General features: G+C 76.9%; 25 protein-coding genes and 2 tRNA genes. 9 read left to right on the forward strand and 18 right to left on the reverse strand.

Annotated elements, in window-relative coordinates:
* Window positions 1-109: 109 nt before the first annotated feature.
* From rsmD to GY42_RS06570, 5 genes are read right to left on the reverse strand one after another with little or no spacing between them, the layout of a single operon-like run.
* Complete coding sequence (gene rsmD / locus GY42_RS06550; protein WP_046528722.1) at window positions 110-688, reverse strand: 16S rRNA (guanine(966)-N(2))-methyltransferase RsmD; 579 nt, start codon at window positions 686-688, stop codon at window positions 110-112.
* On the reverse strand, window positions 685-2,376 hold the full coding sequence (locus GY42_RS06555) for a DUF6297 family protein (RefSeq protein ID WP_236686732.1): 1,692 nt from the start codon (window positions 2,374-2,376) through the stop codon (window positions 685-687). The genes rsmD and GY42_RS06555 overlap by 4 nt, the downstream gene beginning before the upstream one ends.
* The gene (locus GY42_RS06560; protein ID WP_046528723.1) at window positions 2,373-3,059 is read right to left on the reverse strand and encodes an ABC transporter ATP-binding protein; all 687 of its coding nucleotides are present in this window, start codon (window positions 3,057-3,059) and stop codon (window positions 2,373-2,375) included. Before GY42_RS06560 ends, GY42_RS06555 begins: the two co-directional genes overlap by 4 nt.
* A 13-nt stretch (window positions 3,060-3,072) precedes the next feature.
* On the reverse strand, window positions 3,073-5,310 hold the full coding sequence (locus GY42_RS06565) for an ATP-dependent DNA helicase RecG (protein ID WP_046528724.1): 2,238 nt from the start codon (window positions 5,308-5,310) through the stop codon (window positions 3,073-3,075).
* 1 nt (window position 5,311) lies between these two features.
* Window positions 5,312-6,841, reverse strand: a complete 1,530-nt coding sequence (locus GY42_RS06570; protein WP_046528725.1) for a DAK2 domain-containing protein — start codon at window positions 6,839-6,841, stop codon at window positions 5,312-5,314.
* A 364-nt stretch (window positions 6,842-7,205) separates the two neighbouring features.
* Here GY42_RS06570 and rpmB point away from each other — a divergent pair, with 364 nt between their 5' ends.
* From rpmB to GY42_RS06595, 5 genes are all read left to right on the forward strand, one after another.
* Window positions 7,206-7,397: a 50S ribosomal protein L28 gene (rpmB, locus tag GY42_RS06575; RefSeq protein WP_046528726.1), complete on the forward strand. Its 192-nt coding sequence runs from the start codon at window positions 7,206-7,208 to the stop codon at window positions 7,395-7,397.
* A gap of 399 nt (window positions 7,398-7,796) precedes the next feature.
* Complete coding sequence (locus tag GY42_RS06580; RefSeq protein WP_046528727.1) at window positions 7,797-8,915, forward strand: alpha/beta hydrolase; 1,119 nt, start codon at window positions 7,797-7,799, stop codon at window positions 8,913-8,915.
* Window positions 8,912-9,685: a DUF998 domain-containing protein gene (locus GY42_RS18115; protein ID WP_160309399.1), complete on the forward strand. Its 774-nt coding sequence runs from the start codon at window positions 8,912-8,914 to the stop codon at window positions 9,683-9,685. Before GY42_RS06580 ends, GY42_RS18115 begins: the two co-directional genes overlap by 4 nt.
* Entirely contained in the window at window positions 9,682-10,377 is a 696-nt protein-coding gene (locus tag GY42_RS18120; RefSeq protein WP_052748245.1) for an alpha/beta fold hydrolase, read from the forward strand. The genes GY42_RS18115 and GY42_RS18120 overlap by 4 nt, the downstream gene beginning before the upstream one ends.
* 86 nt (window positions 10,378-10,463) lie before the next feature.
* Window positions 10,464-10,988 carry a GNAT family N-acetyltransferase gene (locus tag GY42_RS06595; protein ID WP_046528728.1) on the forward strand — a complete coding sequence of 175 codons (525 nt, stop codon included), beginning with the start codon at window positions 10,464-10,466 and terminating at the stop codon, window positions 10,986-10,988.
* Here GY42_RS06595 and GY42_RS06600 read toward each other — a convergent pair.
* The gene (locus GY42_RS06600; protein WP_046528729.1) at window positions 10,973-11,968 is read right to left on the reverse strand and encodes a thiamine-phosphate kinase; all 996 of its coding nucleotides are present in this window, start codon (window positions 11,966-11,968) and stop codon (window positions 10,973-10,975) included. The two genes, GY42_RS06595 and GY42_RS06600, sit on opposite strands and share 16 nt — an antisense overlap.
* 93 nt (window positions 11,969-12,061) lie before the next feature.
* Between GY42_RS06600 and GY42_RS06605 the strand changes: the two genes are divergently transcribed.
* Window positions 12,062-12,535 (forward strand): DUF3515 family protein, encoded by a 474-nt coding sequence (locus GY42_RS06605; RefSeq protein WP_046528730.1) that lies wholly within the window; start codon window positions 12,062-12,064, stop codon window positions 12,533-12,535.
* Between the two features lie 48 nt (window positions 12,536-12,583).
* Here the strand turns inward: GY42_RS06605 and GY42_RS06610 are convergent, their stop codons facing one another.
* On the reverse strand, window positions 12,584-13,744 hold the full coding sequence (locus GY42_RS06610; RefSeq protein WP_046528731.1) for a D-alanine--D-alanine ligase family protein: 1,161 nt from the start codon (window positions 13,742-13,744) through the stop codon (window positions 12,584-12,586).
* A 155-nt stretch (window positions 13,745-13,899) separates the two neighbouring features.
* On the opposite strand from GY42_RS06610, the gene GY42_RS06615 reads away from it, so the two are divergent.
* A complete protein-coding gene (locus tag GY42_RS06615) occupies window positions 13,900-15,138 on the forward strand; it encodes a trans-sulfuration enzyme family protein (RefSeq protein ID WP_046528732.1) in 1,239 nt (412 codons plus the stop codon).
* 54 nt (window positions 15,139-15,192) lie between these two features.
* Here GY42_RS06615 and GY42_RS06620 read toward each other — a convergent pair whose 3' ends face one another.
* From GY42_RS06620 to leuC, 5 genes are all read right to left on the reverse strand, one after another.
* A complete protein-coding gene (locus GY42_RS06620; RefSeq protein ID WP_226239144.1) occupies window positions 15,193-16,212 on the reverse strand; it encodes an NAD(P)H-dependent glycerol-3-phosphate dehydrogenase in 1,020 nt (339 codons plus the stop codon).
* A complete protein-coding gene (locus tag GY42_RS06625; protein WP_046528733.1) occupies window positions 16,209-16,958 on the reverse strand; it encodes a lysophospholipid acyltransferase family protein in 750 nt (249 codons plus the stop codon). Before GY42_RS06625 ends, GY42_RS06620 begins: the two co-directional genes overlap by 4 nt.
* A gap of 47 nt (window positions 16,959-17,005) precedes the next feature.
* Window positions 17,006-18,337: a UDP-N-acetylglucosamine 1-carboxyvinyltransferase gene (gene murA, locus GY42_RS06630; protein WP_046528734.1), complete on the reverse strand. Its 1,332-nt coding sequence runs from the start codon at window positions 18,335-18,337 to the stop codon at window positions 17,006-17,008.
* A 158-nt stretch (window positions 18,338-18,495) separates the two neighbouring features.
* Window positions 18,496-19,164: a 3-isopropylmalate dehydratase small subunit gene (gene leuD, locus GY42_RS06635; protein WP_046528735.1), complete on the reverse strand. Its 669-nt coding sequence runs from the start codon at window positions 19,162-19,164 to the stop codon at window positions 18,496-18,498.
* Between the two features lie 33 nt (window positions 19,165-19,197).
* Entirely contained in the window at window positions 19,198-20,661 is a 1,464-nt protein-coding gene (leuC, locus tag GY42_RS06640) for a 3-isopropylmalate dehydratase large subunit (protein ID WP_046528736.1), read from the reverse strand.
* A gap of 119 nt (window positions 20,662-20,780) precedes the next feature.
* On the opposite strand from leuC, the gene GY42_RS06645 reads away from it, so the two are divergent.
* Window positions 20,781-21,500 (forward strand): IclR family transcriptional regulator, encoded by a 720-nt coding sequence (locus GY42_RS06645; protein ID WP_013117541.1) that lies wholly within the window; start codon window positions 20,781-20,783, stop codon window positions 21,498-21,500.
* Between the two features lie 269 nt (window positions 21,501-21,769).
* On the opposite strand, the gene GY42_RS06650 is transcribed toward GY42_RS06645, so the two are convergent.
* From GY42_RS06650 to GY42_RS06670, 5 genes are all read right to left on the reverse strand, one after another.
* Window positions 21,770-21,842: transfer RNA gene (locus GY42_RS06650), tRNA-Glu, on the reverse strand.
* A 143-nt stretch (window positions 21,843-21,985) separates the two neighbouring features.
* Window positions 21,986-22,057 (reverse strand) — tRNA-Gln (locus GY42_RS06655).
* A 165-nt stretch (window positions 22,058-22,222) separates the two neighbouring features.
* Window positions 22,223-22,681: a DUF6912 family protein gene (locus tag GY42_RS06660; protein ID WP_046528737.1), complete on the reverse strand. Its 459-nt coding sequence runs from the start codon at window positions 22,679-22,681 to the stop codon at window positions 22,223-22,225.
* A 25-nt stretch (window positions 22,682-22,706) separates the two neighbouring features.
* Complete coding sequence (locus tag GY42_RS06665) at window positions 22,707-23,948, reverse strand: AAA family ATPase (protein WP_046528738.1); 1,242 nt, start codon at window positions 23,946-23,948, stop codon at window positions 22,707-22,709.
* Window position 23,949: 1 nt separating this feature from the next.
* Complete coding sequence (locus GY42_RS06670) at window positions 23,950-24,600, reverse strand: hypothetical protein (protein WP_046528739.1); 651 nt, start codon at window positions 24,598-24,600, stop codon at window positions 23,950-23,952.
* A gap of 180 nt (window positions 24,601-24,780) precedes the next feature.
* Between GY42_RS06670 and GY42_RS06675 the strand changes: the two genes are divergently transcribed.
* Window positions 24,781-25,005, forward strand: a complete 225-nt coding sequence (locus GY42_RS06675) for a helix-turn-helix domain-containing protein (protein ID WP_046528740.1) — start codon at window positions 24,781-24,783, stop codon at window positions 25,003-25,005.
* Window positions 25,006-25,085: 80 nt separating this feature from the next.
* On the opposite strand, the gene GY42_RS06680 is transcribed toward GY42_RS06675, so the two are convergent.
* Window positions 25,086-25,643, reverse strand: a complete 558-nt coding sequence (locus GY42_RS06680; RefSeq protein ID WP_226239141.1) for a hypothetical protein — start codon at window positions 25,641-25,643, stop codon at window positions 25,086-25,088.
* Window positions 25,644-25,678: the final 35 nt, after the last annotated feature.

Here is a 25,678-nt window from a genome sequence, read left to right on the forward strand (position 1 = left end):
CTACCGTGTCGGGCGTGGTGACCCTGCGCCGCGCGACCGCCGTCGACGTCCCCGTGCGCGTGCCGGACACCGGGACGGTCGCGACGACGGGCCCGCGGAACCTGCCGTCCTACGCGGGCCGTTCCGCGAACCACACCTGCGTCTCGCCGTAGCGCCGGTCGTCGAGCGGCTCGAGCGGTGCGGGCCACGTCGGCGACGACGCCCGCGCCGAGCGCTCGACCACCACCACCCCACCGGGGGCGACGCACCGGGCGACCGCGTCGACGGCGGCCTGCAGGACGTCGTCGCGCAGGTCGTAGGGCGGGTCGAGCAGGACGAGGTCGAACGCGTCGCCCTGCCCGTCGGCGTCCGCCGGCGGTGCGAGCCGCGCGAGGTACCGGTCGACCCGATCGGCGACCACGTCGACCCGGTCGGCGAGGCCCAGCGTGCGCGCGTTGCGGCGGCACGCGTCGACCGCGACGCGCGCGCTGTCGACGAGCACGGCGCTGCGCGCACCGCGGCTGACGGCCTCGAGCCCGAGCGCGCCGGACCCCGCGAAGAGGTCGAGCACGCGCGCGTCGTCGACGGCGTCGAGGTGCTCGAGCCGGGAGAACAGCGCCTCGCGGACGCGCTCGCTGGTCGGGCGCGTGCCGGACGACGGGACGACGAGCGTGCGACCGCCCGCGGAACCCGCGACGACGCGCGTCACGCGCCGGCCTTCTTGCGCTCGTCCTGCTCCTCCATCATGCGCTCCAGCCATCCCTTGTCGTGGACCGACGACGCGATCGTCACGGCGATCGCCGAGAGCGCGACCTGCGCGGTCACCATGACCGTCGTGACCGTGTGCAGGCCGATCGCGATCCACAGCGGCAGCAGGCAGAACGCGATGAGGTCCGGTCCGCGCGCGACGACCTGCAGCACGCCCGTGGGCAGCGCCCCGGCGGGCGTCGCGACGAGCGGCTTGTCCCAGCTCGGCGCGGGACGGTACGCCGCGCGCACGGCCGCCGCCGCCCACACCGGCACCGCGGCGAGGCCGAGCAGCACCCAGTCCACGGGCGCGCCCGCCCAGACGCCCACGGCACCGAGCGCGACGACCGTCCAGAGCAGCACGGCGATCCCCGGCACGACCATCCGCAGGCGTCGCACGGTGCGCGCCTCGAGCGGCAGCAGCCGGTCGACGACGGGCGCCATCTCCGCCCAGCGGGCGCCCTCGGCGCTCGCACTCGCCGCCATCCAGCCGCCCACGAGGACCGCGACGAGCACGCCGACCGTGCTCGCGAGCTGCGGCACGACGGTCGCGAGCACGGGCAGACCGGCCGCGACGACGAGCTGCACGACGTGCCGCAGCGACCGGCGCAGCACCACGAGGTCGGCCGTGACGAGCGCCGTGGCGGGGCCGCGTGCCGTCCGTAGGCGCGACACCCGGCGGTGCGACGACGCCGCGGCACCGCCCGTGAGCGCGCGCCCGAGCTCGCGCGAGTCGAGCGAGACCACCGCGCCGACGGCCTGCGTCGCCGCCGAGCCGCCCTCCCGGAGCGTGCGGCCCGGCAGCGCGCCCAGGCGCGCGTCGACGAGCGCCGCGAGCAGCCCGGCCACGACGGCGGCGACCGCGACGGCGACCCACGACGGCGCGGGCAGCGACGCGGGCGTGCGCCCCGTCAGCACGAGGACGAGCGCGACGACCGGCGCCGCGACGAGCACGAGGTCACCCACGACCGCGGTGCGACGGCGCGGCACCCCGCGCGACTGCGCGACCGCCGCGAGCAGCACGACGACCGCGGCGACCAGCGCGCCGAGCAGCCCCGACCGCACGAGCGCGCCGCCGCCGGACGCGAGCAGCCCGGCGTCGAGCACCACCACGACGGCGCCGCCCGCGAGCGCCGCGACCAGCGGGCCGCGCGCGGCTGCCGGCCGCAGCAGGCCCCGACGGTCGACCGGCAGCGGGAGCCACCACGCCGCCTGCGGTCCCTCCGCCCCGACGGGTCCGAGACGGCCGGCCGTCGAGAGCAGCGCGCCGACGCCCGCGAGCAGCAGCACCGCGACGAGCGCGGGCAGGCTCAGGCCGCCGGGCGCGTGCACGGGCGGTGCGGGCGGCAGCGCCTCGCCGAGCTGCTGCACGACGCCGAGCACGATGAGCACCGAGATGACGACGCTCGTGACGGCGGTGTACACGTCCGTGAGCAGCGACCCGACGCTCGCGCCCGCCCGGGAGCGCGCGGCCCGGGCCGTGAACCGGCGGATCGAGCTCGCCGAGGGGACCTCGCCGAGCTCGAAGTCGCCGACGCGCGGGTCGTCGTGGTCGCCGTGGTCGCCGCCCGCCTCGTCGAGGTCGACGGCGTCCGTGTCGGCGTCGGTGTCGAGGTCCGGGTCGTCGGGCTCGCGCACGCCCGAGCTCACAGCGCGACCCGCGCGATGCGGTCGGCGGCCTCGGCCGCCGGTAGCACGACCGACGCGGCGTCGTCGACCAGCACGGCCTGCGTGCACACGGCCGCGACCAGGTCGGGGTCGTGCGTCGCGAGCAGCACCGCACCGCCGGCCTCGCGCTCGGCGCGCAGCCGGTCCGCGAGCCGGGCCCGCATGCGCTGGTCGAGCCGCGCCTCGGGCTCGTCGAGCACGATCAGCGAGCGCGGCCGTGCGAACCCCGCGGCGAGCAGCAGGCGCCGCCGCTGGCCGGAGGACAGCGACACGGGCGTCGCGCGCGCGTGGTCCGCCAGGCCGAACTCCTCGAGCAGCACGTCGACCTCCTGCTGCGCACCCATGACGCCGTGGCCGCGGGCCGTGAGGTACAGGTGCTCGGCGACCGTCAGCGCCGGGAAGTACGCGTCGTCGTCGAGCACGGCCGAGACCTCGCGGCGGAACCGCACGTCCCGCTCGTCGACCGGCCGGCCGAGCACCTCGACCGAGCCGCCGATCGGCGTGAGCAGGCCGATGACGGTCTTGAGGACCGTGGACTTGCCCGAGCCGTTGGCCCCGACGAGCGCCACGGCGCGTCCTTCGCCGAGCGTGAACGACACGGGGGCGCACACGGGTGCCTCCCCGTAGCCGACCTGCAGGTTGCGCGCGCGCACCACGGGAGCCATGGCGCCAGGGTAGTCACGCGCGCTCGAGGAACTCCTCACGCTCACCCGTGAGCGACTCCTCGATCGCCGCGCGCAGGTGCGGCCACGGCGCGAGGTCGACGTCCTGCTCGACGAGCGCACGCGCGTCGGTGCGCGCGCGCTCGATGACCGCGGCGTCGCGCGTGACGCGCAGCAGGCGCAGCGACGTCGAGCGGCCGTGCTGCGCGGCGCCGAGCACGTCGCCCTCGTGGCGCAGCTCGAGGTCGAGCGCCGCGAGCTCGAAGCCGTCGGTCGTGCTCGCGAGCGTCTCGAGCCGCGTGCGCGCGTCGGTCCCGGGCTCGGCCGCGCTGACGAGCAGGCACAGGCCCGGGCGCGTGCCACGACCCAGGCGGCCACGCAGCTGGTGCAGCTGAGAGAGCCCGAACCGGTCGGCGTCGAGCACGACCATGACCGTGGCGTCGGGCACGTCGACGCCCACCTCGATGACGGTCGTCGAGACGAGCACGGGCGCGGCGCCCGACGCGAAGTCGGCGAACGCGCGCTCCTTGTCGTCGGGCGCCATGCGGCCGTGCAGCACGCCGATGCCGACGCCCGCGAGGTCGGGGCGCGCCGCCAGCTCCTGCGCGACGTCGAGCACCGCGCGCAGCGGGCGACGCTGCGCGGCGTCGGACGCGTCGGACGCGTCGGGCGCGTCGGTCACGAGGTCGGTGCCGTCCTCCTCGACCGCCAGCGCGGCGGCCGCCGCGTCGTCGTCGCCGTCGATGCGCGGGCACACCACGTAGGCGCGGCCGCCGCCGCCGACCTCCTCGCGCACGCGCTGCCACGTGCGGTCGGTCCACCGCGGGTTGTCGGCCGGCACGACGTGCGTCGTGATGCCCTGGCGCCCGGCGGGCAGCTGGTCGAGCACCGACGTCTCGAGGTCGCCGAACACGGTCATCGCGACGGTCCGCGGGATGGGGGTCGCGGTCATCACGAGCGTGTGGGGCGTGCGCGCGGCCTTGGCGCGCAGCGCGTCGCGCTGCTCGACGCCGAACCGGTGCTGCTCGTCGACGACCACGAGGCCGAGGTCGGCGAACTGCACGTGCTCCGAGAGCAGCGCGTGCGTGCCGACGACGATGCCCGCGGCGCCGCTCGCGGCGTCGAGCATCGCCTCGCGGCGCGCCGCGGTCGGCAGCGACCCGGTGAGCAGCGCGACGCGCGTCGCGTCGCTCGCACCGCCGAGGAACCCGCCGTCGGCGAGGTCGCCGAGCATCCCGCGCAGCGTGCGCGCGTGCTGCGCGGCGAGCACCTCGGTGGGCGCGAGCAGCGCGGCCTGCCCGCCCGCGTCGACCACCTGGAGCATCGCGCGCAGCGCGACCACGGTCTTGCCCGAGCCGACCTCGCCCTGCAGGAGGCGCTGCATGGGGCGCGCCGCCGCGAGCTCGGCGGCGATCTCGTCACCGACGGCGCGCTGCCCGTCGGTCAGCGTGAACGGCAGACGCGCGTCGAACGCGTCGAGCAGCCCGCCGGCCCGGGGCGGGCGCGCGACGGCCTCGGTGCGGGCCACGCGCGCGCGGCGGCGCGCCAGCTCGGCCTGCAGCACGAGCGCCTCCTCGTAGCGCAGCCGCGCGCGGCCGCGCCGCCACTGCGCCTCGTCGTGGGGCACGTGCACGAGGCGCAGCGCCTCCAGGAGCGTGGGCAGGTCGTCGCGCTCGCGCAGGTGCGCCGGCACGGGGTCGGGGACGTCCTCCTCGCGCAGCGGGTCGAGGACCGCGCGCACGGCCTTGCCGATCTTCCAGGACTCGAACCCGGCCACGGCCGGGTAGACGGGGATCGGCCGCTCGGCCTCCTCGAGCGCCGCCTCCTCGTCCTCGTCGAGGTGGCACTCGGGCTGCGTGAGCTGCAGCGTGTCGCGGTACACCGAGACGGTGCCCGTGAACAGGCCACGCCGCCCCGGGCGTAGCTGCGCCTTGCGCCACTCGAGCTTGTGCACGTTCGACGCGAAGAACGTCAGCTCGAGCCGGTGCGTGCCGTCGGTGATCGTGGCCTGCAGCAGACCGCGCCCCTGCGACGTCGGCCGCGCCGAGCTGCGCACGACCTCGGCCATGACCGTGACGTGCTCGCCCACGCGCAGGCTCGCGATGTCGGTGAGCGTGCCGGGCTCGGCGTACCGCCGCGGGTAGTGCCGCAGCAGGTCGCCGGTCGTGGCCAGGCCGAGCTTGGCGAGCGGCTTGGCGGTGCGCGCCCCGAACTGCTTGGCCAGGGGCACGGCGAGCGGGTCGACGGCGGTCACGTCAGTCGACCCCCGCCCACCACGCCTCGCCCGCGACGGGTCCCACCAGCAGCACCTCGAGCTCGGGGTGGGCACGGGCGACGACGTCGGCGGCGGCGCGGGCCTCGACGGCGTCGAGCCCGTGCGCGAGCGTCACCGCCTGCGCCGCGGGGACGGCGGCCACGAGACCGTCCACGACCGCCGCCAGGCCGGACGCGTCGTGCGCCGTGCCCGTGCGCAGCCGGTCGAGCGCGGCCCGCCCCGCGGCCGGGTCGCCGTCGGGGTCGGCGAGCAGCGCGAGGCACGCGACGACGGCCGCGCCGTCCCCCGCCGCGGCGACGACGTCGTGGTCGCGCACGTCGGCGCCCGTCCCGGCGTCGACGACCACCGCACGGCCGGTCCGGGCGTCGGCGGTGGCGCGCGCGAGCTGGTCGGCGTCGGGCGCGTCGCCGACGAGCGTCACGGCGCCGCACGTCGCGTACCAGGCCGCGAGCCCGGGCGACCGCGTGAGCACCACGAGCCCGCGGGTCGCGGGCGGCCCCTCCTCGACGCGTCGCACGACGACGCGCTCCCGGTCGGCGGCCGGGACCAGCGCGAGCACCGCGGCGGGGTCGTCGGCGTGCACGTGCGCGTGCAGCGCACCGCCCGCGTCGGCCACCGCGACCGCGTCGCCGACCCCCCGCAGCGCGCCCACGAGCCGGTCCGCGGGCACGCCGCGCACGAGCATCATGACCTCGAACGCACCGCCCGCGCCGGGTGAGCACCCCGCCACGACCTCGGGCGACGCCGCCGGCAGCCAGGACAGGTCGACCTCTGCGCCGGTCGCGCCGCGCAGCGCCGCGACCAGCGCGTCGAGCACGACCAGCAGCGCGCACGCGCCCGCGTCGACCACGCGCGCGGCGCGCAGCACGTCGTGCGCGGCGCTCACGCGGCGCAGGTCGCCGCGCGCGGCGTCGACGGCGCCCGCGAGCAGCTCTGCGGGGTCGGCCCCGTCCGTCGGGGCGTCGTCGTCCGCGCCGACCGCCGCGCGCGCGGTCCGTGCGACGTCGCGCGCGACCGTGAGGACCGTGCCCTCCTGCGGGTCCGGCACGGCCGTCGTCGCGGCGTCGGCGGCGGCGGTCAGCGCGCGCACGAGGCGCACGGCGTCGCGCGCGGCGGTGTCCCGCGCCGCCGGGCCGGCACCGCGCTCGTCGGGCTCGTCCGGCTCGTCGGCCCGGCCGCCCTCGTCGGGCCCGTCGTCGCCGATGCCCGCGGCGAACCCGACGAGCCACTGGCTGAGGATCACGCCCGAGTTGCCGCGCGCGGACCGCGCCGCTCCGTGCGCGAACGCCGTCGCGGCGCTCTGCACGGGCACGCCCGTGACGTCGCGCACGGCGTCGCGACCGCCCGCGACCGTCAGGGCGACGTTCGAGCCGGTGTCACCGTCGGGGACGGGGAAGACGTTGACGGCGTCGATGCGGTCCCGCGCCGCCGCGCACGCCGCGGCCGCCGTCGCGGCCCAGCCGCGCACGAGGTCGACGTCCAGCCGGGCACGCCGCGCGACCACGTCCACGCCGTTCCTCCTGTCCGAGTGCCTGCCGTGCCGTCCGTGCGGGCGGCGGGTCGCCGCCCGGGGGCGGCCCGGGCCGGTGCCGCCGCCGACGCGACCGCGGCCGGCCGTGACGGGTACCGTCGCAGCGCCGGGGCACGCGTCCGCCGCCGCCCCACCTTGCCGCACGGGACCCACATTTGGGTGACGTGGACGCGATGGGCTAGTCTTGCCCGGTTGCCCGGACCACGTCCGGCACCCCTCACAGACCTCCGATGCACCGTCGCGCGGTCCGAGCCTCCGGGTCCGGTCCGTCGACGTGTGCGCGGGACGTGCACGACACGGGGCCGCTCGTCGGCCCGACAGGAATCAGAACCAGGAGAAGACCGTGGCTGCCAACTGCGACGTCTGCGCCAAGCGCCCGAGCTTCGGGCACAGCATCTCGCACTCGCACGTGCGCACGAAGCGGCGCTGGAACCCGAACATCCAGCGCGTGCGCGTCGTCGTCGCGGGGACGCCCAAGCGTCTCAACGTCTGCACGTCGTGCCTCAAGGCCGGCAAGGTGCAGCGCGCCGTCTGACCGAGACCCCGGCCGCCCGCACGGCGACCGGCACCCGCACGTCGAAGGCCCGTGAGCAGCGCTCACGGGCCTTCGTGCTGCCCCGGCAGCCACGGCACCGCACCCGGCGACGACGGCGGGGCACGGGCACGCGCCGTGCCGACGTACGACCCGGGGCTGACTCGCACCCGCCGCGCGACCGACCCGACCCCACCCCTGCTCCGACGACACGCGCCACCTCGGCGGGGTTGACTCGACGCGGCCCGACCCGTGGCCCGCCCGCACCGACCCGGTGCCGGGCGGCCGGGTCCCGACGCCCGGCGGAGCGATGCGCACGACGACGACCCAGCCCGACGCGCCGTGCGCGCTCGCCGCAGGCGACCGCGCGGCGCCCGTGACCGCCCGCCGCCGGGTGGCCGCATGAGCCCCAACGCGCCGATCGACCTGCCGACCACGCTCCCCGGGCGCGTCGAGGGCGACCTCCTGCTGGGCTCCCCCGTCCCCGTCGTGCTCGCCCTCGGCGTCGCCGTCGTCCTGCTCGTGCACGCCCGCCGCGCGCACCGCGGGCCCACCCGCCGACGCACGGCCGCCGCCGTCGGCGGGGCCTCGGCGCTCGTCGCGCTCGCGGCCGTGCTGGGCGTCAACCTGTGGGTCGGGTACCTGCCGTCGGTCCAGACCGCCGCACGCTGGGTGCAGACCCGCACGTGGACGCCGCACGCCACGAGCCCCGAGGTGCCCGCGCCCCCGCACGCGCGCGACCCGCGGCACGGGCGCGTGCTCCACGTGACCGTCCCGTCGACGAGCCCGGGCGTGCCCGACTCCCCCGCCTGGGTGTACCTGCCCCCGCAGTACGACCGTCCCGGGAGCACGGCGCGCTTCCCGGTCGTCTACGCGCTGCACGGCGCGCCCGGGACGGCCGCCGACTGGTTCGCGGGCGGTCGTGCCGACGCCACGGTCGACGAGCTCGTGGCGACGGGTCACCTGCCGCCCGTGGTGGTCGTCGCACCCGACCTCAACGCGGGGGCCGCGCCCGCGGGCACCGAGCCGCTCGACGTCCCCGGCGGGCCGCAGCTCGGCACGTACCTGCGGACCGACGTCGTCGCCTGGGCCGACCGGACGCTGCGCACGCGCGACGAGCCGGCCGGGCGCCTCGTCGTCGGGATGTCCGCCGGGTCGCTCGGCGCGCTCGTGACCGGCCTGGGGCACCCGGACGTGTTCGGCGGCGTGGTCGCGCTCATGCCGTACGCCGCGCCGGACACGCCGGCCGTGGTCGCCGACCCGCGGGCCGCGGAGCGGTCGACGCCGACGTCCGTGCTGCGTCGACGCGACCCCGCGACCGTGCAGCCGGTCTTCCTCGGCGTCCCCGGTGCCGAGTCGCCGGCCGCGGGGCAGGCGCTGGCGCGCGCGCTGCGCGACGCGCACCAGCCGACGACCCTGCGGGTGTACCCCGGGCTCGGGCACACGTGGGTCGGCGCGCGCACGATGCTGCCCTACGGGCTCGTGTGGTGCGCCGGGCAGCTCGGCTGGGTCGCGCCGTGACGCCGGCCCGCACGCTCGGCGACGCACCTCCCGGCGCCGTCCCCGCCGTCGCCCCCGGACGCGCCCTGCGGACCGTCCACGTGCTGCTCGTCGTCGCCGCCGTCGCCTACGCGGGACTGCCGCTCGAGGTGATCACGGGCTTCCCGCTCGACCCCGTCACGTCGTACCTGTCGGAGCACGCCGCGCGCGGGCAGGCGTGGCGCGGCGTGTTCGTCACCGCGGACGCGCTGGCAGGCCTCGCCGTGGCCACGGCCGGTGCGATCCTCCTGGGAGCCCGCGCCGCGGCCCTGCCGGCGACCCCCGACGGCCCGCGCCGGTGGGCCGTCGTGCTCGCCGTCGCCCTCGTGGTCGCCGGTGCCGCGACCGTCGTCGACGTGCTGAGCCCGATGGCCTGCGCGCCGTCGGCCGACGCCTGGTGCGCCTCCGCCGAGGCCGCGCGCGAGCTGGGCGCGCAGCACACCGTCCACGAGGTGTCGAGCAGCCTCGTGTCCCTCGCGCTCGTGGCCGCGTGCGTGGCCGCGCTCGCCCTGGTGCGCGGCGCCCGCGGCGGCAGCCTCTCGCGCGTGGTGCGGCACGCGCTCGCGCCGCTCGTGGTCCTCGCGACGAGCGCGGTCGTGGGCACCATCGCCGTCGCCTCGACGCTGGGCGCCGACGCGCCGCCGGTCGGGCTGTGGCAGCGCGCGCAGACCCTCGCGGCGTGCGCGACGTTCGTCGTCCTGGTGCCGCTGCTGCGCGCCGCTCGCGTCGCGCGCCGTGCGGTCCGGCCGTGAGCGCCTCGCGCTGGCTCGTGCTGCCCGGCCTCGCCTGCCCGGCGTCGTCGTTCGACGCCGTGCGGCGCCTGCTGCCCGCGCACGTGTCGCTCGACGTGCGCGTGCACACCCTGACCGCGACCGTCGCGCAGGCGCTCGCCGACGGGCCGTACCACGGCGTGGTGGGTCACTCGCTGGGCGGCCTGCTCGCGCTCGAGGCCGCGCTCACGCACCCCGACCAGGTGCCGCGCGTGCTGCTGCTGGACCCGACGCGCCTGCACGAGCAGGGACCGCCGGCGCCGTTCCGTCGCGGCCTGCTCGCGGTGGCCGGCGCGGCGACCCGCGCGCCGGCGGCGGCACGCGCGGCGGCGCCCGTCGAGCGGCGGGTCGACCGCTGGTGGGCGCGCCGCGGCGTCGTGCGAACCGCTCAGGACCGGGGGCCGGCGGCGTGGCGGCACGGCGTCGACGCGCTGGCGGCGGGCTGGGACCGCGCGGCACGCGTCGACGCGCTCCTGGCCACGGGCCGGCCGCGCGCGGAGGTCGTGCTCGCGGTGCCGGTGCGCGGCGCCGCGCGCGAGCGCCGGGCCGACGGGCGCCTCGCGGCCCGGACGCGCGCCCGCACGGTCGCGGTGCGCCGCGCGGGCCACCTGCTCATGTGCGACCGTCCGGACGCGGTCGCGGCGCTCCTCGTCGCGCTGTCGGACGGCCCCTGACCGTCCCGCGGCCGCGACGCGCGCCCGGCACGTCCGGATCGGCACGACCCCTTCAAGCGCGCGGGGCCGTGTGGCAGGGTGGACGCATGGTCGAGCAGATCGACGAGGTGACCATCCGCCCGGCGACCACCGACGACGCCGCCGGCATCGCGGGCGTGCACGTCCGCTCCTGGCAGGAGGCCTACGCGGGCATCGTGCCCGACGACTACCTGCGCGCGCTCGACCCGGCGCAGCGTGCGCAGCGCTGGGCGCAGCTGCTCGCGCAGGGCCCGGCCGACCACGTCCGCACGATCGTCGCCGAGGCGGGGCCCCGGCTGCTGGGCTTCGCGTCGTACGGTCCCGCGCGCGACGAGGACGCGCGCCGCGGCGAGCGCGAGATCTACTCGATCTACCTCGACCCGGGGACGTGGGGCCACGGCGTGGCCCGGGACCTCATGCGCACCGTGCTGTCGGAGCTCGGCGACGGCACGCCGGTGTCGCTGTGGGTGCTCGCCGACAACGCGCGCGCCCGGCACTTCTACCGGCGGCACGGGTTCACGCCCGACGGGGTCGAGCGCCTGGAGAACCGGGGCGGCGTCGACCTGCTCGAGGTGCGCTACCGCCGCGGCTGACCTCGGTCGCGGAAGTGGTCCCAGCCGGACCCCGCGGCGCGTGGCGGCTCGCCCCCGACGCGGACGAGGTCCGCCGAGCGCGTCGACACCACGCCGATGCGCCGGAACGGCTCCGGCAGCGGCACGCCCGCCGGGAACGTCGCGAGCAGGCCGTGGTCCTCGCCGCCCGTCAGCAGCCACTCGGCGAGGTCCGCGCCGAGCGCGTCGGCCGCCGCGGCCAGCCGTCGGGCGTCCGCCGCGAAGGCGACGCGCACGTCGTCGAGGTCGAGCGTGACCCCGCTGGCCCGCGCGAGCCGTCGGCCGTCGCGCAGGAGACCGTCCGACACGTCCATCATCGCGGTCGCGCCCGCGCGCGCGGCGTCGGGGCCCGCCGCGAGCACGGGCTCGGGCGACCGGTGGTCGGCGACGAGCCCGGGGTCGACGTCGGGTCGCTCTGCCGTGAGCAGCGCGAGGCCCGCGGCCGACCACCCGCACCGTCCCGCGTACGCCACGACGTCGCCGGCGCGCGCCCCGCTGCGCCGCACGGCCGCGCGGCCCTCGAGGTCGCCGTGCGCGGTGATCGACACCATCACGACGGGCCCGGACGACAGGTCGCCGCCCACCACGCCGACGTCGAGCGGCCGGCACGCGTCGCCGAGGCCGCGCGCGAGGCCCTCGACCCAGGACACGGGCGTCGCACCGGGCGTGACGAGACCGACGACGAGCGCGACGGGTCGTGCGCCCATCGCGACGACGTCCGCGAGGTTCTGCATCGCCGCGCGACGCCCCACGTCCTGCCCGGTCGACCAGCGCCGACGGAAGTGCACGTCCTCGACGAGCACGTCGCACGTGACGACGAACCGGCCGTCCGGCGCGGTGACGACCGCGGCGTCGTCGCCCGGCGGCACGAGCGTGCGCGACCCGACGGGCAGGTGCGGGAAGATCCGGTCGAGCAGGTCCTGCTCGGTCAGGTCGGCGACGACGGGACTCTCGGCGGGCACGCGCCCACGCTAGACCGTCCGCGGCGCACGGGGTGCACCGGGGCAGGTGCCGGTGCCGACGGCGCACCTCACCCGGGCGGGTACCGTGGCGGCGTGCTCCCGCGTCCCGTCGTCCCCGCGGCCGCCACGACCGGCGCCCTCCTGCTCCTCGCGGCCTGCGCGCCCACCGTGCCCGTGACGGCCGCGCCGTACGCGACCGACCCCGTGTGCGCGGCGGTCGTGCTGGCGACCCCCGACTCCCTCGGCGACGGCCTCGACCGCGTCGCGACCGACGCGCAGGCGACGACCGCGTGGGGCGAGCCGCGCGACGCGGTCGTGCTGCGCTGCGGCGTCGAGCCCCTCGGCCCCACGACCGAGCGGTGCGAGTCGGTGACCACGCCGAACGGGCCGGCGATCGACTGGGTGATCGTCGAGGACGACGGCGACTGGACGTTCACGACCTACGGGCGCGAGCCCGCGGTGCAGCTGCTGGTGCCCGGCGCCGTGGCCGAGTCCCGGTCGACGTCGTTCGTCGACGCGCTGGGCCCGGCGGTCGCCCGCACCGAGCAGCTGCGGCAGTGCCTCTGACGCGACCCCGCCGGACCGGCGGACGCCGGGCGTGCGCGGCCGTGCGGCTCAGCGCAGCCCGGTGGGCCGCTCGAGCGCGAGCGCGAGCAGCTCGTCGACGAGCTCCGGGTAGTCCACCCCGCTGGCCTGCCACATGCGCGGGTACATCGAGTACGGCGTGAACCCGGGCATCGTGTTGATCTCGTTGACGACGACCTCGCCGTCGTCCGTCACGAACACGTCGACGCGCGCGATGCCCTCGCACCCGACCGCCTCGAACGCACGCACCGCGGCGTCCTGCACGCGCGCGACGACGTCGGCGGGCAGGTCGGCGGGGCACGCGAGCGTGACGCCGGTCTGGTCGAGGTACTTGGCGGCGAAGTCGTAGAACGTGTGGCTCGCCTCGGCGACGACGATCTCGCCCGGCAGCGACGCGCGCGGTGCCGCGCCGCCGCGTCCCCCGAGCACGCCGCACTCGACCTCTCGCCCGACGACGGCGGCCTCGACGACGACCTTGGGGTCGTGCTCGCGGGCCGCGGCGATCGCCGCGGGCAGGTCCGCCGCGTCGGCGACGCGCGTGATGCCGAGGCTCGAGCCGGCGCGCGCGGGCTTGACGAACAGCGGCAGCCCGAGGTCCGCGACGATCGCGTCGAGCACCGCCGGATCGGGGGCCGGACCGGCCGGGACCACGCGGAACGCACCGACCCGCAGGCCGGAGCCCGCGAGGACGAGCTTCATCATGTGCTTGTCCATGCCGACCGCCGACGCGAGCACGCCCGAGCCGACGTAGCGGACGTCGGCCAGCTCGAGCATGCCCTGCAGCGTGCCGTCCTCGCCGAACGGCCCGTGCAGCAGCGGGAACACGACGTCGACCGCGCCGAGCGGCGCACCGAGCCGGCCCTCGTGCAGCACCTGGACGTCGCGCTCGGCCGTGCCCTGCGGCAGCAGCACGCGCGTCGCGGTGTCCTCGACCTCGGGCAGGTGCCCGTCGCGAATCGCCCACCGGTCCGGGTCGTCGTCCGCGAGGACCCACTCGCCGCGACGCGTGATGCCGACCGCGAGCACGTCGTAGCGGTCGCGGTCGATCGCGCGCAGCACGCCGCCGGCGGTGGCGCAGCTGATCGCGTGCTCGCCGGACCGGCCGCCGAAGAGCACCATGACTCGGGGCCGACGCGGGTCGGTCGCGCCGGGGCGGGCGTCGTCGCTGAGGGGGGTGCTGGTGGCGTCCATCGCGGACCGACCCTACCGCCCGCGCCGGGCTCGGCCCGGCACGGCGCACGTCCGGTTCGTCACCCTCCCGACGCCGGGGCGGTGGCGGTCCCGGCCGACCGTGCGCACGCGGACCGGCGGCGCGGCGCCGCGGCGGCCTCACGTAACCTGCCCGGGTGACCACCCCGGCGCCCGCCTCCCCGGACCAGTCCCCCGCCCCGCACGCGTCCGACGTGTCGCCGCGCACGCTCGCGGTGAGCGCGGGACGCCCGCCGCGCGCGCCCGGCGGCGCGCTCAACCCGCCCGTGGTGCTGACCTCGACGTTCGTGTCGCAGGGCGCGCCGACCGCGGGCGAGCACCTGTACGGCCGCATCGGCACGCCGGCGTGGGAGCCGTTCGAGGAGGCGCTCGCGGCGCTCGAGCGCACCGACCACGTCGCGACCGGCCGCCGCACCGACGGGCCGCCGGCCACGGTGTTCGCGTCGGGCATGGCGGCGATCGACGCCGCGCTGTCGCTCGTGCCGCTCGGCGGTCGCGTCGTCGTGCCGCGGCACGCGTACCAGGTGACGCTCGTGCTGCTGCGCGAGCAGGCCGAGCGGGGCCTGCTGCGCGTCGACGCGGTCGACGTCGCCGACACCGACGCCGTCGTGGCGGCCGTCCGCGGCACCGGCGACGACGCGCCCGCGGCGCTGCTGTGGCTCGAGTCGCCGACCAACCCGATGCTCGAGGTCGCCGACGTCGCGGCGCTGGTCGCGGCGGCGCACGACGTCGGTGCGCTCGTCGTGGTCGACAGCACGTTCGCGACGCCGCTCGTGCAGCGTCCGCTCGCGCTCGGCGCCGACGTCGTCGTGCACTCCGTGACCAAGTACCTCGCGGGCCACTCGGACGTCGTGCTCGGCGCCACGGTGACGGACGACCCCGCGCTGCACGCACGCCTGGTCGCGCACCGCACGACGCACGGCGCGATCGCCGGACCGTTCGAGGTGTGGCTCGCGCTGCGCGGGCTGCGGACGCTCGCGCTGCGCGTCGAGCGCGCGCAGGCGAACGCGGGCGAGCTCGCGCGCCGGCTGGCCGCGCACCCGGGAGTCGCCGAGGTCCGCTACCCGGGCCTGCCCGGCGACCCGGGCCACGCGCGCGCGGCCGCGCAGATGGACGGCTTCGGCGCGATCATCGGGCTGCGCCCCGCGGGCGGCGCCGCGGCGGCCGACGCGCTCGTCGCGGCCGTGGCGCTGTGGGTGCCCGCGACGAGCCTCGGCGGCGTCGAGTCGACGCTCGAGCGCCGTCGCCGCTTCGCGACCGAGTCGCCCACCGTGCCCGAGGACCTCGTGCGGCTGTCGGTCGGCGTCGAGGACGTCGAGGACCTGTGGCGCGACCTCGACGCCGCGCTCGCGGCGGCGGTGCCGTCGGCCGACTGAGCCTCCCGGCCGGACGGCCCGGGCGCGCCCCGCCGAGCGGCCGTCGGCCGGCCGCTAGACGCCCTCGGCCCGGTGCGGGCGCGCGAGCAGCAGCCCGGCGAGCTCGTCGACCGGCAGGCCCTGGTGCAGCACCTGCACGACCGCCGACGTGATGGGCATCTCGACGCCCAGCGACGTCGCGAGCTCGAGCACCGACCGGCACGACTTCACGCCCTCGGCGGTGCCGCCGGTCGCGACGACCGCGTCGTCGAGGGACATGCCGCGGCCGATGTGCACGCCGAGCGTGTGGTTGCGCGAGTCGGGCGACGCGCACGTCGCCATGAGGTCGCCCATGCCCGCGAGGCCCGGGAAGGTCTCGGCGTCGGCACCGAGCGCCAGGCCGAGCCGCGTGATCTCCACGAGCCCGCGCGTGATGACCGTGGCCATCGTGTTGTAGCCCATGCCGCGGCCCTGCGAGATGCCGACCGCGAGCGCGATGACGTTCTTCACGGCGCCGCACAGCTCGACGCCCACGACGTCGGGGTTGGTGTACGGCCGGAAGTACGACGACGCGCACGCGCGGGCGACGAGCTGCGCGGTGTCGGCGCTCGTCGAGGCGACGACCGTCGCCGTCGGCTGGCGCAGCGCGATCTCGCGCGCGAGGTTGGGCCCCGACAGCACGGCCACGCGGGCGGGGTCGATCGCGAGGCTCTGCGCGACGACCTGGCTCATGCGCTGGTCGGTGTCGAGCTCGACGCCCTTCATGAGCGACACGACCACCGCGGCGTCGGGCAGCGCGTCGGCGAGCGGCGCGAGCACGTCGCGCGCCCGCTGCGACGGCACGGCGACCGCGACGACGTCCGCGTCGGCGACCGCGGCGCGCGGGTCCGTGGTCGCGGACACGCCCGCGGGAAGCTCGACGCCCGGCAGGTACCGCGAGTTGCGGTGCTCGTGCGTGATCTCCTCGACGGTCGCGGCGTCACGGCCCCACACCGTGACCGCGCAGCCCGCGTCGGCGAGCACGGCGGCGAAGGTCGTGCCCCAGCTGCCGGAGCCGAGCACGGCGGCCCGCAGGGGTGCGGCCGGCGGCGTCACGCCGCACTCCCCTCGTCGTGCGCGCCGCCGCCCGGAGCGGGCCGCCGGCGCATGTCGTGCCGCTCGGCGGGCGGCTCCTCGCCGCGGATCTCGGCGAGCATCGTCGTGATCGCCGCCATGAGGCGCTCGGTGGCCTCGCGCAGCGTCGCGGCGTCCTGGGGGCGGTCGTACAGGTCCGACAGGTCGACGGGCGGCCCGGCGACGACCGTGACCTTCTTGCGCGGGAACGGGCGCAGCAGCTTGCCGTAGCGCGGCAGCAGGTCCTGCGGCCCCCACTGGGCGACCGGGACCAGGGGGGCGCGCGTCGTGAGCGCGAGCCGCGCGGCACCCGTGCGCGCCTTCATGGGCCACAGGTCGGGGTCGCGCGTGAGCGTGCCCTCGGGGAAGACCGCGACGCACTCGCCCGCCTCGAGGGCCGTGACCGCGGACCGCAGCGAGTCGCCCGCCGCGGCCGTGTCGCGGTGCACCGGGATCTGGCCCGTCGCGCGCAGCACCGGCCCGACCACGGGCACCGAGAACAGCGACGCCTTGGCGAGCACGCGCGGCACGTGGCCGTTGTCCCACAGGTAGTGGGCGAACGTCAGCGGGTCGACCTCGGTCATGTGGTTCGCGGCCGCGACGAACCCGCCCTCGACGGGCAGGTGCTCGGCACCGTGCCAGTCGGGTCGGGTCGTCGCGAACAGGAACGTGCGCACGACACGGGCGACGTTGCGGTAGGCGCGGTTGGAGCGCGACGGCGACGGCACGGGAACCGATGGTAGCCGCGTGCCGACGCGCCCCGGACGGGCGTCCGTCAGCGGCGGACGTCGGCCTCCCGGCTGAACTGCGCGCCGAGCGCGTCGAGCTTCTCGGTGAAGTGCTCGTAGCCGCGGTCGATGAGGCTGATGCCGCGCACCGCGGACTGGCCCTTGGCCGCGAGCGCGGCGATGAGGTGGCTGAAGCCGCCGCGCAGGTCCGGCACCTCGATGTCGGCCGCGGACAGCGGCGTCGGGCCCGAGATGACGGCCGAGTGGTAGAAGTTGCGCTGCCCGAACCGGCACGGCCGTCCGCCCAGGCACTCCTTGTAGACCTGGATGGTCGCGCCCATGCCGCGCAGCGCGTCGACGAACCCGAAGCGGTTCTCGTACACGGTCTCGTGGACGATCGACAGCCCGCGCGCCTGCGTGAGCGCGACGACGAGCGGCTGCTGCCAGTCGGTCATGAAGCCCGGGTGCACGTCGGTCTCGAGCTGGATCGAGTTGAGGTCGCCGCCGGGGTGGAAGAACCGGATGCCCTCGTCGTCGATCGTGAACTCGCCGCCGACCTTGCGGAACGTGTTGAGGAACGTCGTCATCTCGGGCTGAGTCGCACCGCGCACGTAGACGTCGCCGCCGGTCGCGAGCGCGGCCGCGGCCCACGACGCGGCCTCGATGCGGTCGGACAGCGCGGTGTGCTGGAACCCGACGAGCCGGTCGACGCCCTCGATGCGGATCACGCGGTCGGTCGCGACCGAGATGATCGCGCCCATCTTCTGCAGGACGTTGATGAGGTCCATGATCTCGGGCTCGATGGCCGCGTTGGACAGCTCGGTGATGCCCTCGGCACGCACCGCGGTGAGCAGCAGCTGCTCGGTCGCCCCGACGCTCGGGTACGGCAGGGCGATCTTGGTGCCCTGCAGGCGGTGCGGGGCACGGATGTGGATGCCGTTGTGCGTCTTGTCCACGACCGCGCCGAACTGCCGCAGGATGTCGAGGTGGTAGTTGATCGGCCGGTCGCCGATCCGGCAGCCGCCGAGGTCGGGGATGAACGCCTCGCCCAGCCGGTGCAGCAGCGGGCCGCAGAACAGGATCGGGATGCGGCTCGAGCCGGCGTGCGCGTCGATGTCCGCGACGTGCGCGGACTCGACGTCCGTCGGGTCGAGCCGCAGCGTGCCGGCGTCGTCATCGATGTCGACGCTCACGCCGTGCAGGCGCAGCAGCCCGGAGACCACGGCGACGTCACGGATCTGGGGGACGTTGCGCAGCTCGCTCGGCGTCTCGCCGAGGAGCGCGGCGACCATCGCCTTGGAGACGAAGTTCTTGGCACCCCGGACGGTGATCTCACCGCGCAGCGGGTTGCCGCCGTCGACGTACAGCAGGTCGGTCATGTGCACATCGTCCCTCACGCGCGGGCGTGGCGACGCCATCGCGCCCCCTCGCGTCCAGCGTCCACCCAGAACCCTCACATCGCACCTCGGCGGGCGCACGGTCGTCCGTGCGCCCGCCGAGGGGTCGGGCCGCTGGTCACGCGGCCCCGGGGGCCGTGTCAGGCCGTCTGCGTGGGACCCAGGCCGAGCGGCACGACCGGGCGCGCGGGGCGCACCGGCACGGGCGGCAGGTGCTTGGCCGGCAGGGTCGCCGGGCGCCACGCCTCGCGGTGCTGCTCGAACTGTGTGATCTCGTCGGCGTGCTGCAGCGTCAGGCCGATGTCGTCGAGGCCCTCCATGAGGCGCCAGCGCGTGTAGTCGTCCACCTGGAACGGCACGACGACGTCGTCGCACGTGACCGTCCGCGCGTCGAGGTCGACCGTCACCTCGGTGCCCGGACGCGTCTCGAGGACCTTCCACAGCAGCTCGACGTCCTCCTGCGCGACCTGCGCCGCGAGGAGCCCCTGCTTGCCCGAGTTGCCGCGGAAGATGTCCGCGAACCGCGAGGAGATCACGACGCGGAAGCCGTAGTCCTTGAGCGCCCACACGGCGTGCTCGCGCGACGAGCCGGTGCCGAAGTCGGGGCCGGCCACGAGGACCGACGCCGACCGGTAGGCGTCCTGGTTGAGGATGAACTCCGGGTCGCCGCGCCACGCCGCGAACAGCGCGTCCTCGAACCCCGTGCGCGTGACGCGCTTGAGGTAGACGGCCGGGATGATCTGGTCGGTGTCGACGTTGCTGCGGCGCAGCGGGACGCCGACCCCGGTGTGCTGGGTGAACTTCTCCATGATGAGCCTGCCTGTCGGGGGGTCGCGGGGGCGTCAGACGGTCTGCAGCGTGGCGTCGGGCGCCAGCGGGCTGCCGTCGGGCACGGGCACGTCGTCGCCGAGGTCGGCGACCGAGGACAGCGTGCCGCGGATCGCGGTGGCGGCCGCGACGAGCGGCGACACGAGGTGCGTGCGCCCGCCCTTGCCCTGCCGGCCCTCGAAGTTGCGGTTCGACGTCGACGCCGAGCGCTCCCCCGGCGCGAGCTGGTCGGGGTTCATGCCCAGGCACATCGAGCAGCCGGCGTTGCGCCACTCGGCACCGAAGTCGAGGAAGATCTTGTCGAGCCCCTCGGCCTCGGCCTGCAGCCGCACGCGCGCCGACGCGGGCACGACCAGCACGCGGACGTCCTCGTGCTTGGTGCGGTCCTTGACGAGCTTGGCGACGGCCCGCAGGTCCTCGATGCGCCCGTTGGTGCACGAGCCGATGAAGACCGTGTCGACCTTGATGTCGCGCAGCGGCTGCCCGGGCGTCAGGCCCATGTACTCGATCGCGCGCTCGGCGGCGACGCGCTCGTTGGCGTCGGCGATCTCCTCGGGCACGGGCACGCGTCCCGACAGCGGCAGGCCCTGGCCGGGGTTGGTGCCCCACGTGACGAACGGCTCGAGGTCGGCGGCCTCGAGCACGACCTCGGCGTCGAACTGCGCGTCGTCGTCGGTGCGCAGCGTGCGCCAGTACTCGACCGCGGCGTCCCAGTCGGCGCCCTCGGGCGCGTGCGGGCGGCCCTGGAGGTACTCGAACGTGGTCTCGTCGGGCGCGATCATGCCCGCACGCGCACCGGCCTCGATGGACATGTTGCAGACCGTCATGCGGCCCTCCATCGACAGGCTGCGGATCGCCTCGCCCCGGTACTCCAGGACGTACCCCTGCCCGCCGCCGGTCCCGATCTTCGCGATGACGGCGAGGATGATGTCCTTGGCCGTCGCGCCGATCGGCAGCGCGCCGTTCACGGTGATCGCCATGGTCTTGAACGGCGCGAGCGGCAGCGTCTGCGTCGCGAGCACGTGCTCGACCTCGGACGTACCGATGCCGAACGCGAGCGCGCCGAACGCGCCGTGCGTCGACGTGTGGGAGTCGCCGCAGACGACCGTGAGGCCGGGCTGCGTGAGCCCGAGCTGCGGGCCGACCTGGTGCACGATGCCCTGGTCCGCGTCGCCGAGCGAGTGGATGCGCACGCCGAACTCGGCGGCGTTGGCGCGCAGCGTCTCGATCTGCGTGCGGCTCGTCGCGTCGGCGATGGGCCGGTCGATGTCGAGCGTGGGCGTGTTGTGGTCCTCGGTCGCGAGCGTGAGGTCGGGGCGCCGCACGGGACGACCCGCGAGCCGCAGACCCTCGAACGCCTGCGGGCTCGTGACCTCGTGCACGAGGTGCAGGTCGATGTACAGCAGGTCGGGTGCGCCGTCCGTGCCGCGCCGCACGACGTGCGCGTCCCAGACCTTCTCCGCGAGCGTGCGGGCCATGTCAGTTCGTTTCCTCTCGTCCGGGGCGGGGGCCTCCCGGTGTGGCTGTCGACCTCGTCGCCGGGGGGTGTGTCGCCCTCCGGCTTGCATCTCAGCCTGCGAGACGCCAATATCGACCTATGGACAACTCTAGCGGAGTCGGCGTCCTGGACAAGGCCGCGTCGGTGCTGAGCGCTCTGGAGGCCGGACCCGCGACCCTCGCACAGCTGGTCGCCGCCACCCATCTTGCCCGCCCGACGGCCCACCGGCTGGCCGTCGCGCTCGAGCACCACCGCCTGGTCGCCCGCGACCTGCAGGGTCGGTTCGTGCTCGGGCCCCGTCTCTCGGAGCTCGCGACCGCCGCGGGCGAGGACCGGCTGCTCGCGGCCGCGGGCCCCGTGCTCACGCTCCTGCGCGACCACACGGGCGAGAGCGCGCAGCTCTACCGCCGCCAGGGCGACCAGCGCATCTGCGTCGCCGCCGCCGAGCGGCCGATCGGGCTGCGCGACTCGATCCCCGTGGGCGCGACGCTCACGATGCAGGCCGGGTCGGCCGCGCAGGTCCTGCTCGCGTGGGAGGAGCCCGACCGGCTGCACCGCGGCCTGCAGGGCGCCAAGTTCACCGCGACGATCCTGTCGGGCGTCCGCCGCCGCGGGTGGGCGCAGTCGGTCTCCGAGCGCGAGGTCGGCGTCGCGTCGGTCTCGGCCCCCGTGCGCGGACCGTCGGGCCGCGTCGTCGCCGCCGTCTCCGTCTCGGGTCCGCTCGAGCGCCTGTCGCGCCAGCCGGGCCGGCTCCACGCCGCCGCGGTCGTCTCGGCCGCCAACCGCCTCACCGAGGTCCTCCGGCGCACCGCCGACTGAGCACGTCGCAACCGGCCCCGTCGCGGGCGCCCCGACCACGGTCGGAGCGCCCTCGGCGGGGCCGGTCCGTCCTCGGGCGGCCCGGACGTGGGGCACGACGCGTGGCACCCCACGGAGAGGCACGACCCCCGGGTGCGACGTCACGGGACACGACGCCCTGAGGGCACGCAGCCAGCGAGCACGCAGTCACCGGGCAGGCAGTCACCGGGCACGCAGTGAAGCGGACACGAAGAAGGCCCGGTCACCTGTGGTGACCGGGCCTTCGACCGTACCCCCGACCGGATTCGAACCGGCGCTACCGCCGTGAGAGGGCGGCGTGCTAGGCCGCTACACAACGGGGGCCTTGCTCACGTCCCGAAGGCCGTGTGCCGAGTGAGCACTCTACCCGATGACCTCGCCGAGTCGAAACTCGCCGTGGCCCGCGGACCCACCACCAGGATGGACGCGCTCGTGCAGCACGAAGAACCGAAGCTCTCCGTGCAACGCTGGGGTACCAGGACTCGAACCTAGACTAACTGAACCAGAATCAGTCGTGCTGCCAATTACACCATACCCCAAGGGCTGTGACCTGCCCCGACGGGGAAACCACGGCTCCTGCGGTGCGCGCCTCGCGGCCTCGCACCGGCCGTGAACATTACCCGAGCCGAGGGCGTGCGGTCCAACCGGCCCGGGGTGGTGCGGATCACGTCACGGGGCCGCCCGCCACCGGGCCGCGACGCACGTCACACCGACGGGATGTCGGCGACCTCGGAGACGTCGTACCAGAGCAGGTCGCGTTCCTCGAGGCGCTCGATCGCCGCCTCGTCGCCGTCCACGACGGCGCGCACGTCGGCGGCGGCCTCGGGCTCGTCGACGTGCACGCTGACGACCGCCGCGAGGTCCACGGCCGCCGTCAGCTCGACCGCCGACGGCACCGGAGGATCGCTCAGGGCGCGCACCGCGGCGTCGGGCACGTCGGCGGCCACGACCACGCGCAGCGGCGGCGCGTCCGGGCTGCCCGCGACACGCACGAGGGAGTCGTCGGCCGCGCACGCCTGCGCGGCGTACTCCCACCCCTCCTCGTCCTCGTCGGGCCACGTCGCGCGCAGCTGCGGCGTCACGGCGTGCGCGACGCGCGGGGTCAGGAGCACGGGCGACCCGTGCTGCAGCTCGTCGAGGGTCACGGGCAGGTAGACGCGCACGGGACCAGTGTGCCGCCGCGCGGCCTCAGGCGACGGGGACGCGCACCTCCGGCGCGTCGACCGTCAGCCCCGCGACGACCTCGGCCGCGAGCGCCGCGAGGCTGCGCCGCGCGGGCGACCCGGGCGCCACCTCGCGCAGCGCTCGCCCCTCGAGCATCGCGGCGTCGACCGCGGCACGGTCCTCGGGCACGAGCACGACGTCCTGCACACCGGCGTACCGCGCGAGCGCCGCCGCCACGGCGTCCCCCGGTCGTGCACCGGCCACCGTCGGGCGCACGCGGTTGACGACGACGCGGCGCGTCGTGGCGAGCCCGGCGTCGGCCGCGTCCCCGAGCGCCCGCACGAGGCGCTGGACGCCGACCGGGTCGGCCGCGCCGACCACGACGACGAGGTCCGCCTGCTCGAGCGCCGTCAGCGTGGCCGCGTTGCGCGCGGGTGCGCGCGTGTCGTAGCTGAGCACCTCGTCCTGCTCGAGGCAGAACCCGGTGTCGACCACCGTCACGTCGGCGAGACCACGTGCCTGGCCGAGGACGACCTCGAGCGAGCTGCCGGGCAGCTCGGGCCACCGGTCGGCCCGGGCGATGCCCGACAGCAGGCGCAGGTCGGGCAGCACGACGGGCGCGAGCCGCGCCAGCGTCGGCAGGTCGAGCGCGCCCTGGCCGGCGGCGCGCGCCGCCGCCGCGAGCCCGGGCGCCTCGTCGAGGACGCCGAGCACCTGCCCCACGACGCCGCCGTACGTGTCGGCGTCGACGAGGAGCGTGGCGCGCCCCAGCGCCGCGATCTCGGCGGCCAGGTTCACCGCGACGAACGTCCGCCCGGGCGCGCCGGTGGGCCCCCACACCGCGACGGTCGCGCCGCGGCGCGTCGCCGCGACGGGCACGGGGTCGGCCACCGCGGGCGGGCCGTCCCCCAGCACGCCGAGCGCACGGCTCACGACGTCGGCGCCGTCGTCGTCGGCCGTGACGTCGACGACGACGTCGGCGCCGTGCGCCGCGAGCCGCTCGGCCAGCCAGGGCCGCGCCGGGTCGCCCAGGCCGACGACGCGCACGCCGCAGCGGTGCAGCACCGCGACCGCCTCACGGTCGAGCCGGTCGAGGTCGCCCGACACCACCGCGAGGCCGCCGAGCCCCGCCTCGGCGGCCGCGAGCAGCTCGGTGAGGTCGGCGCAGCGCCGCGTGACGGACAGCAGCCCGCCCGATCCCTCGACGGCCTGCACGATCGCCGTCTCCGCGGCGCCCTGCACCGCGCACAGCACCCCGACGCCCACGTCAGGCCCCCGGCACCGGCACGACGCCGACGGTGCCCTCGCCGGCCAGCGCGCCCAGGACGGTCGAGAGCTCGGAGCGCGGCACGAGGACGTGCACGGTCCGTGCCCCGCGGGCGGCGAACGCGCCGTCCGGCGTGCTGAGCTCGGCGACCGTCAGGCCGTCCGCGAGCTGCTCGGGCGCCGCCCTGCCCGTCTCCGCGACGTCGGCCGGCGTCCACCACAGGTCGACCCGCCCACCGGCGACCAGCCCGCTGGGCGCCGGCCCCGTGAGCGGCACGGGCACGGCGCGCACGTCGAGCTCGGCGGCCGCACCGACCGCGGCCGACGGCACGAGCTCGCCGCCGCCGACGGTGCGCAGCAGCACCGCGTCGGGCGGCAGCGGTCGGTCGGCGCGCAGGTAGGCCTCCACGTCGTCGCCGAGCCGGACGTCCGCGACGACCATCGCGTCGGCCGTCAGCGCGGCGCCCGGCACGAGCGCGTCCCGGGCGACGTACACCGGCACGGTGCGCTGCGCGTCGGTGACGACCCAGCTGCCCAGCGCGACCGATCCCGCGATGAGCGCGATCCCCACGAGCAGGCGCGGGTCGCGCCAGCCCGGCCGGCGGACGCGCGCGGCGACGGGGGTGGGCAGGTCGAGTACGGAGGTGTCCACGGCGGCTCCTGGTCGGTCGGGTCGAACGGGTGGCGCACCCGCGCCCTCGGCGCCCGGGCACGGACGGCGAGGAGCGGCGGATGAGGGTCGAGTGTGGCGCGTCGGCGCGGCGCCCGGGGGTGCGGAGGCCAGGCCTGTGGACGACTGCCGATCGGCGCGTGCCCGTGCGAGACTGCCGCCATGGCACCGCGGTTCCTCACGCTCGCCGACGTGTCCGAGATCCTCAACGTCTCGGCGCCGCAGGCGTACGCGCTCGTGCGGTCGGGCGAGCTGCCCGCGATCCAGATCGGCGGCCGCATGCAGTGGCGCGTCGAGGCGTCCGAGCTCGAGCGGTACATCGAGCGCATGTACGCCGAGACGCGCGCACGCAACGCGCACGGCGCGACCTCCGACGGCGCCGTCTGACCCGCTCGCGCGCTCGGAGGCCGTCGCCCCGGGCCGTCGTCGCGCGGTCCCGCCGGTCGAGCCCGCGCGCCCGTGCGGCCTCATCGCGAGACGACCGCCAGCACCGCGCCGAACGGCACCACGGCGACGCGCGAGGCGGGCGCCTCGAGCGCGACGTCGACGTGGTCCGCACCGACCCTCTCGAGCCGGCCGACGAGGGTGGCCGCCTCGGTGCGGACCGACGCGACGACGCGGTCGCGCGCCAGCGCCCGCAGCACGTGGCCGAGCCCCAGGGCTGACGCGGCCCGCGTCGCGGGCGGGGCGACGTGGGCACCCACGCCCTCGACGACGCGGACGGCCGCCGTGGGCACGACGGCGCGCCGCCCGACCCCGAGGTCGACGAGCAGCCACTCGTCCGCGGCCTCGACGAGGAGGCCGTCGACAGCGTCACCACCCCCGGTCACGACGCGCACCCGGCTCCCCACCGAGGCGCGCAGGCGGTCGACCAGCCGGACCCGTGACCGCTCGGCACGCGTGAGCTCGGCGACGTCCCAGCGGGCGTCCTGCTCGCGGCCGGCCGCGAGCTGCGCCTCGAGGTCGGCGAACAGCTGCTCCCAGCGACCTGGGAGGGGCTGCCGCACCGGGTGGTCGCTCGTCACGCGCCGGACCTTACTGGACATATCCCCCCGCATGG

Origin of the sequence: Cellulomonas sp. FA1 (genome assembly GCF_000986825.1) — a bacterium.
In the GTDB taxonomy this organism is placed as follows: Bacteria; Actinomycetota; Actinomycetes; order Actinomycetales; family Cellulomonadaceae; genus Cellulomonas; species Cellulomonas iranensis.

What these genes read in the sequence shown, in the direction of transcription:
- GY42_RS06560 (WP_046528723.1), bottom strand. Translation starts at nt 3,059, where the DNA reads ATGGCTCCCGTGGTGCGCGCGCGCAACCTGCAGGTCGGCTACGGGGAG.
- GY42_RS06580 (WP_046528727.1), top strand. Translation starts at nt 7,797, where the DNA reads ATGAGCCCCAACGCGCCGATCGACCTGCCGACCACGCTCCCCGGGCGC.
- GY42_RS06595 (WP_046528728.1), top strand. Translation starts at nt 10,464, where the DNA reads ATGGTCGAGCAGATCGACGAGGTGACCATCCGCCCGGCGACCACCGAC.
- GY42_RS06610 (WP_046528731.1), bottom strand. Translation starts at nt 13,744, where the DNA reads ATGGACGCCACCAGCACCCCCCTCAGCGACGACGCCCGCCCCGGCGCG.
- murA (WP_046528734.1), bottom strand. Translation starts at nt 18,337, where the DNA reads ATGACCGACCTGCTGTACGTCGACGGCGGCAACCCGCTGCGCGGTGAG.
- leuD (WP_046528735.1), bottom strand. Translation starts at nt 19,164, where the DNA reads ATGGAGAAGTTCACCCAGCACACCGGGGTCGGCGTCCCGCTGCGCCGC.
- leuC (WP_046528736.1), bottom strand. Translation starts at nt 20,661, where the DNA reads ATGGCCCGCACGCTCGCGGAGAAGGTCTGGGACGCGCACGTCGTGCGG.
- GY42_RS06645 (WP_013117541.1), top strand. Translation starts at nt 20,781, where the DNA reads ATGGACAACTCTAGCGGAGTCGGCGTCCTGGACAAGGCCGCGTCGGTG.
- GY42_RS06675 (WP_046528740.1), top strand. Translation starts at nt 24,781, where the DNA reads ATGGCACCGCGGTTCCTCACGCTCGCCGACGTGTCCGAGATCCTCAAC.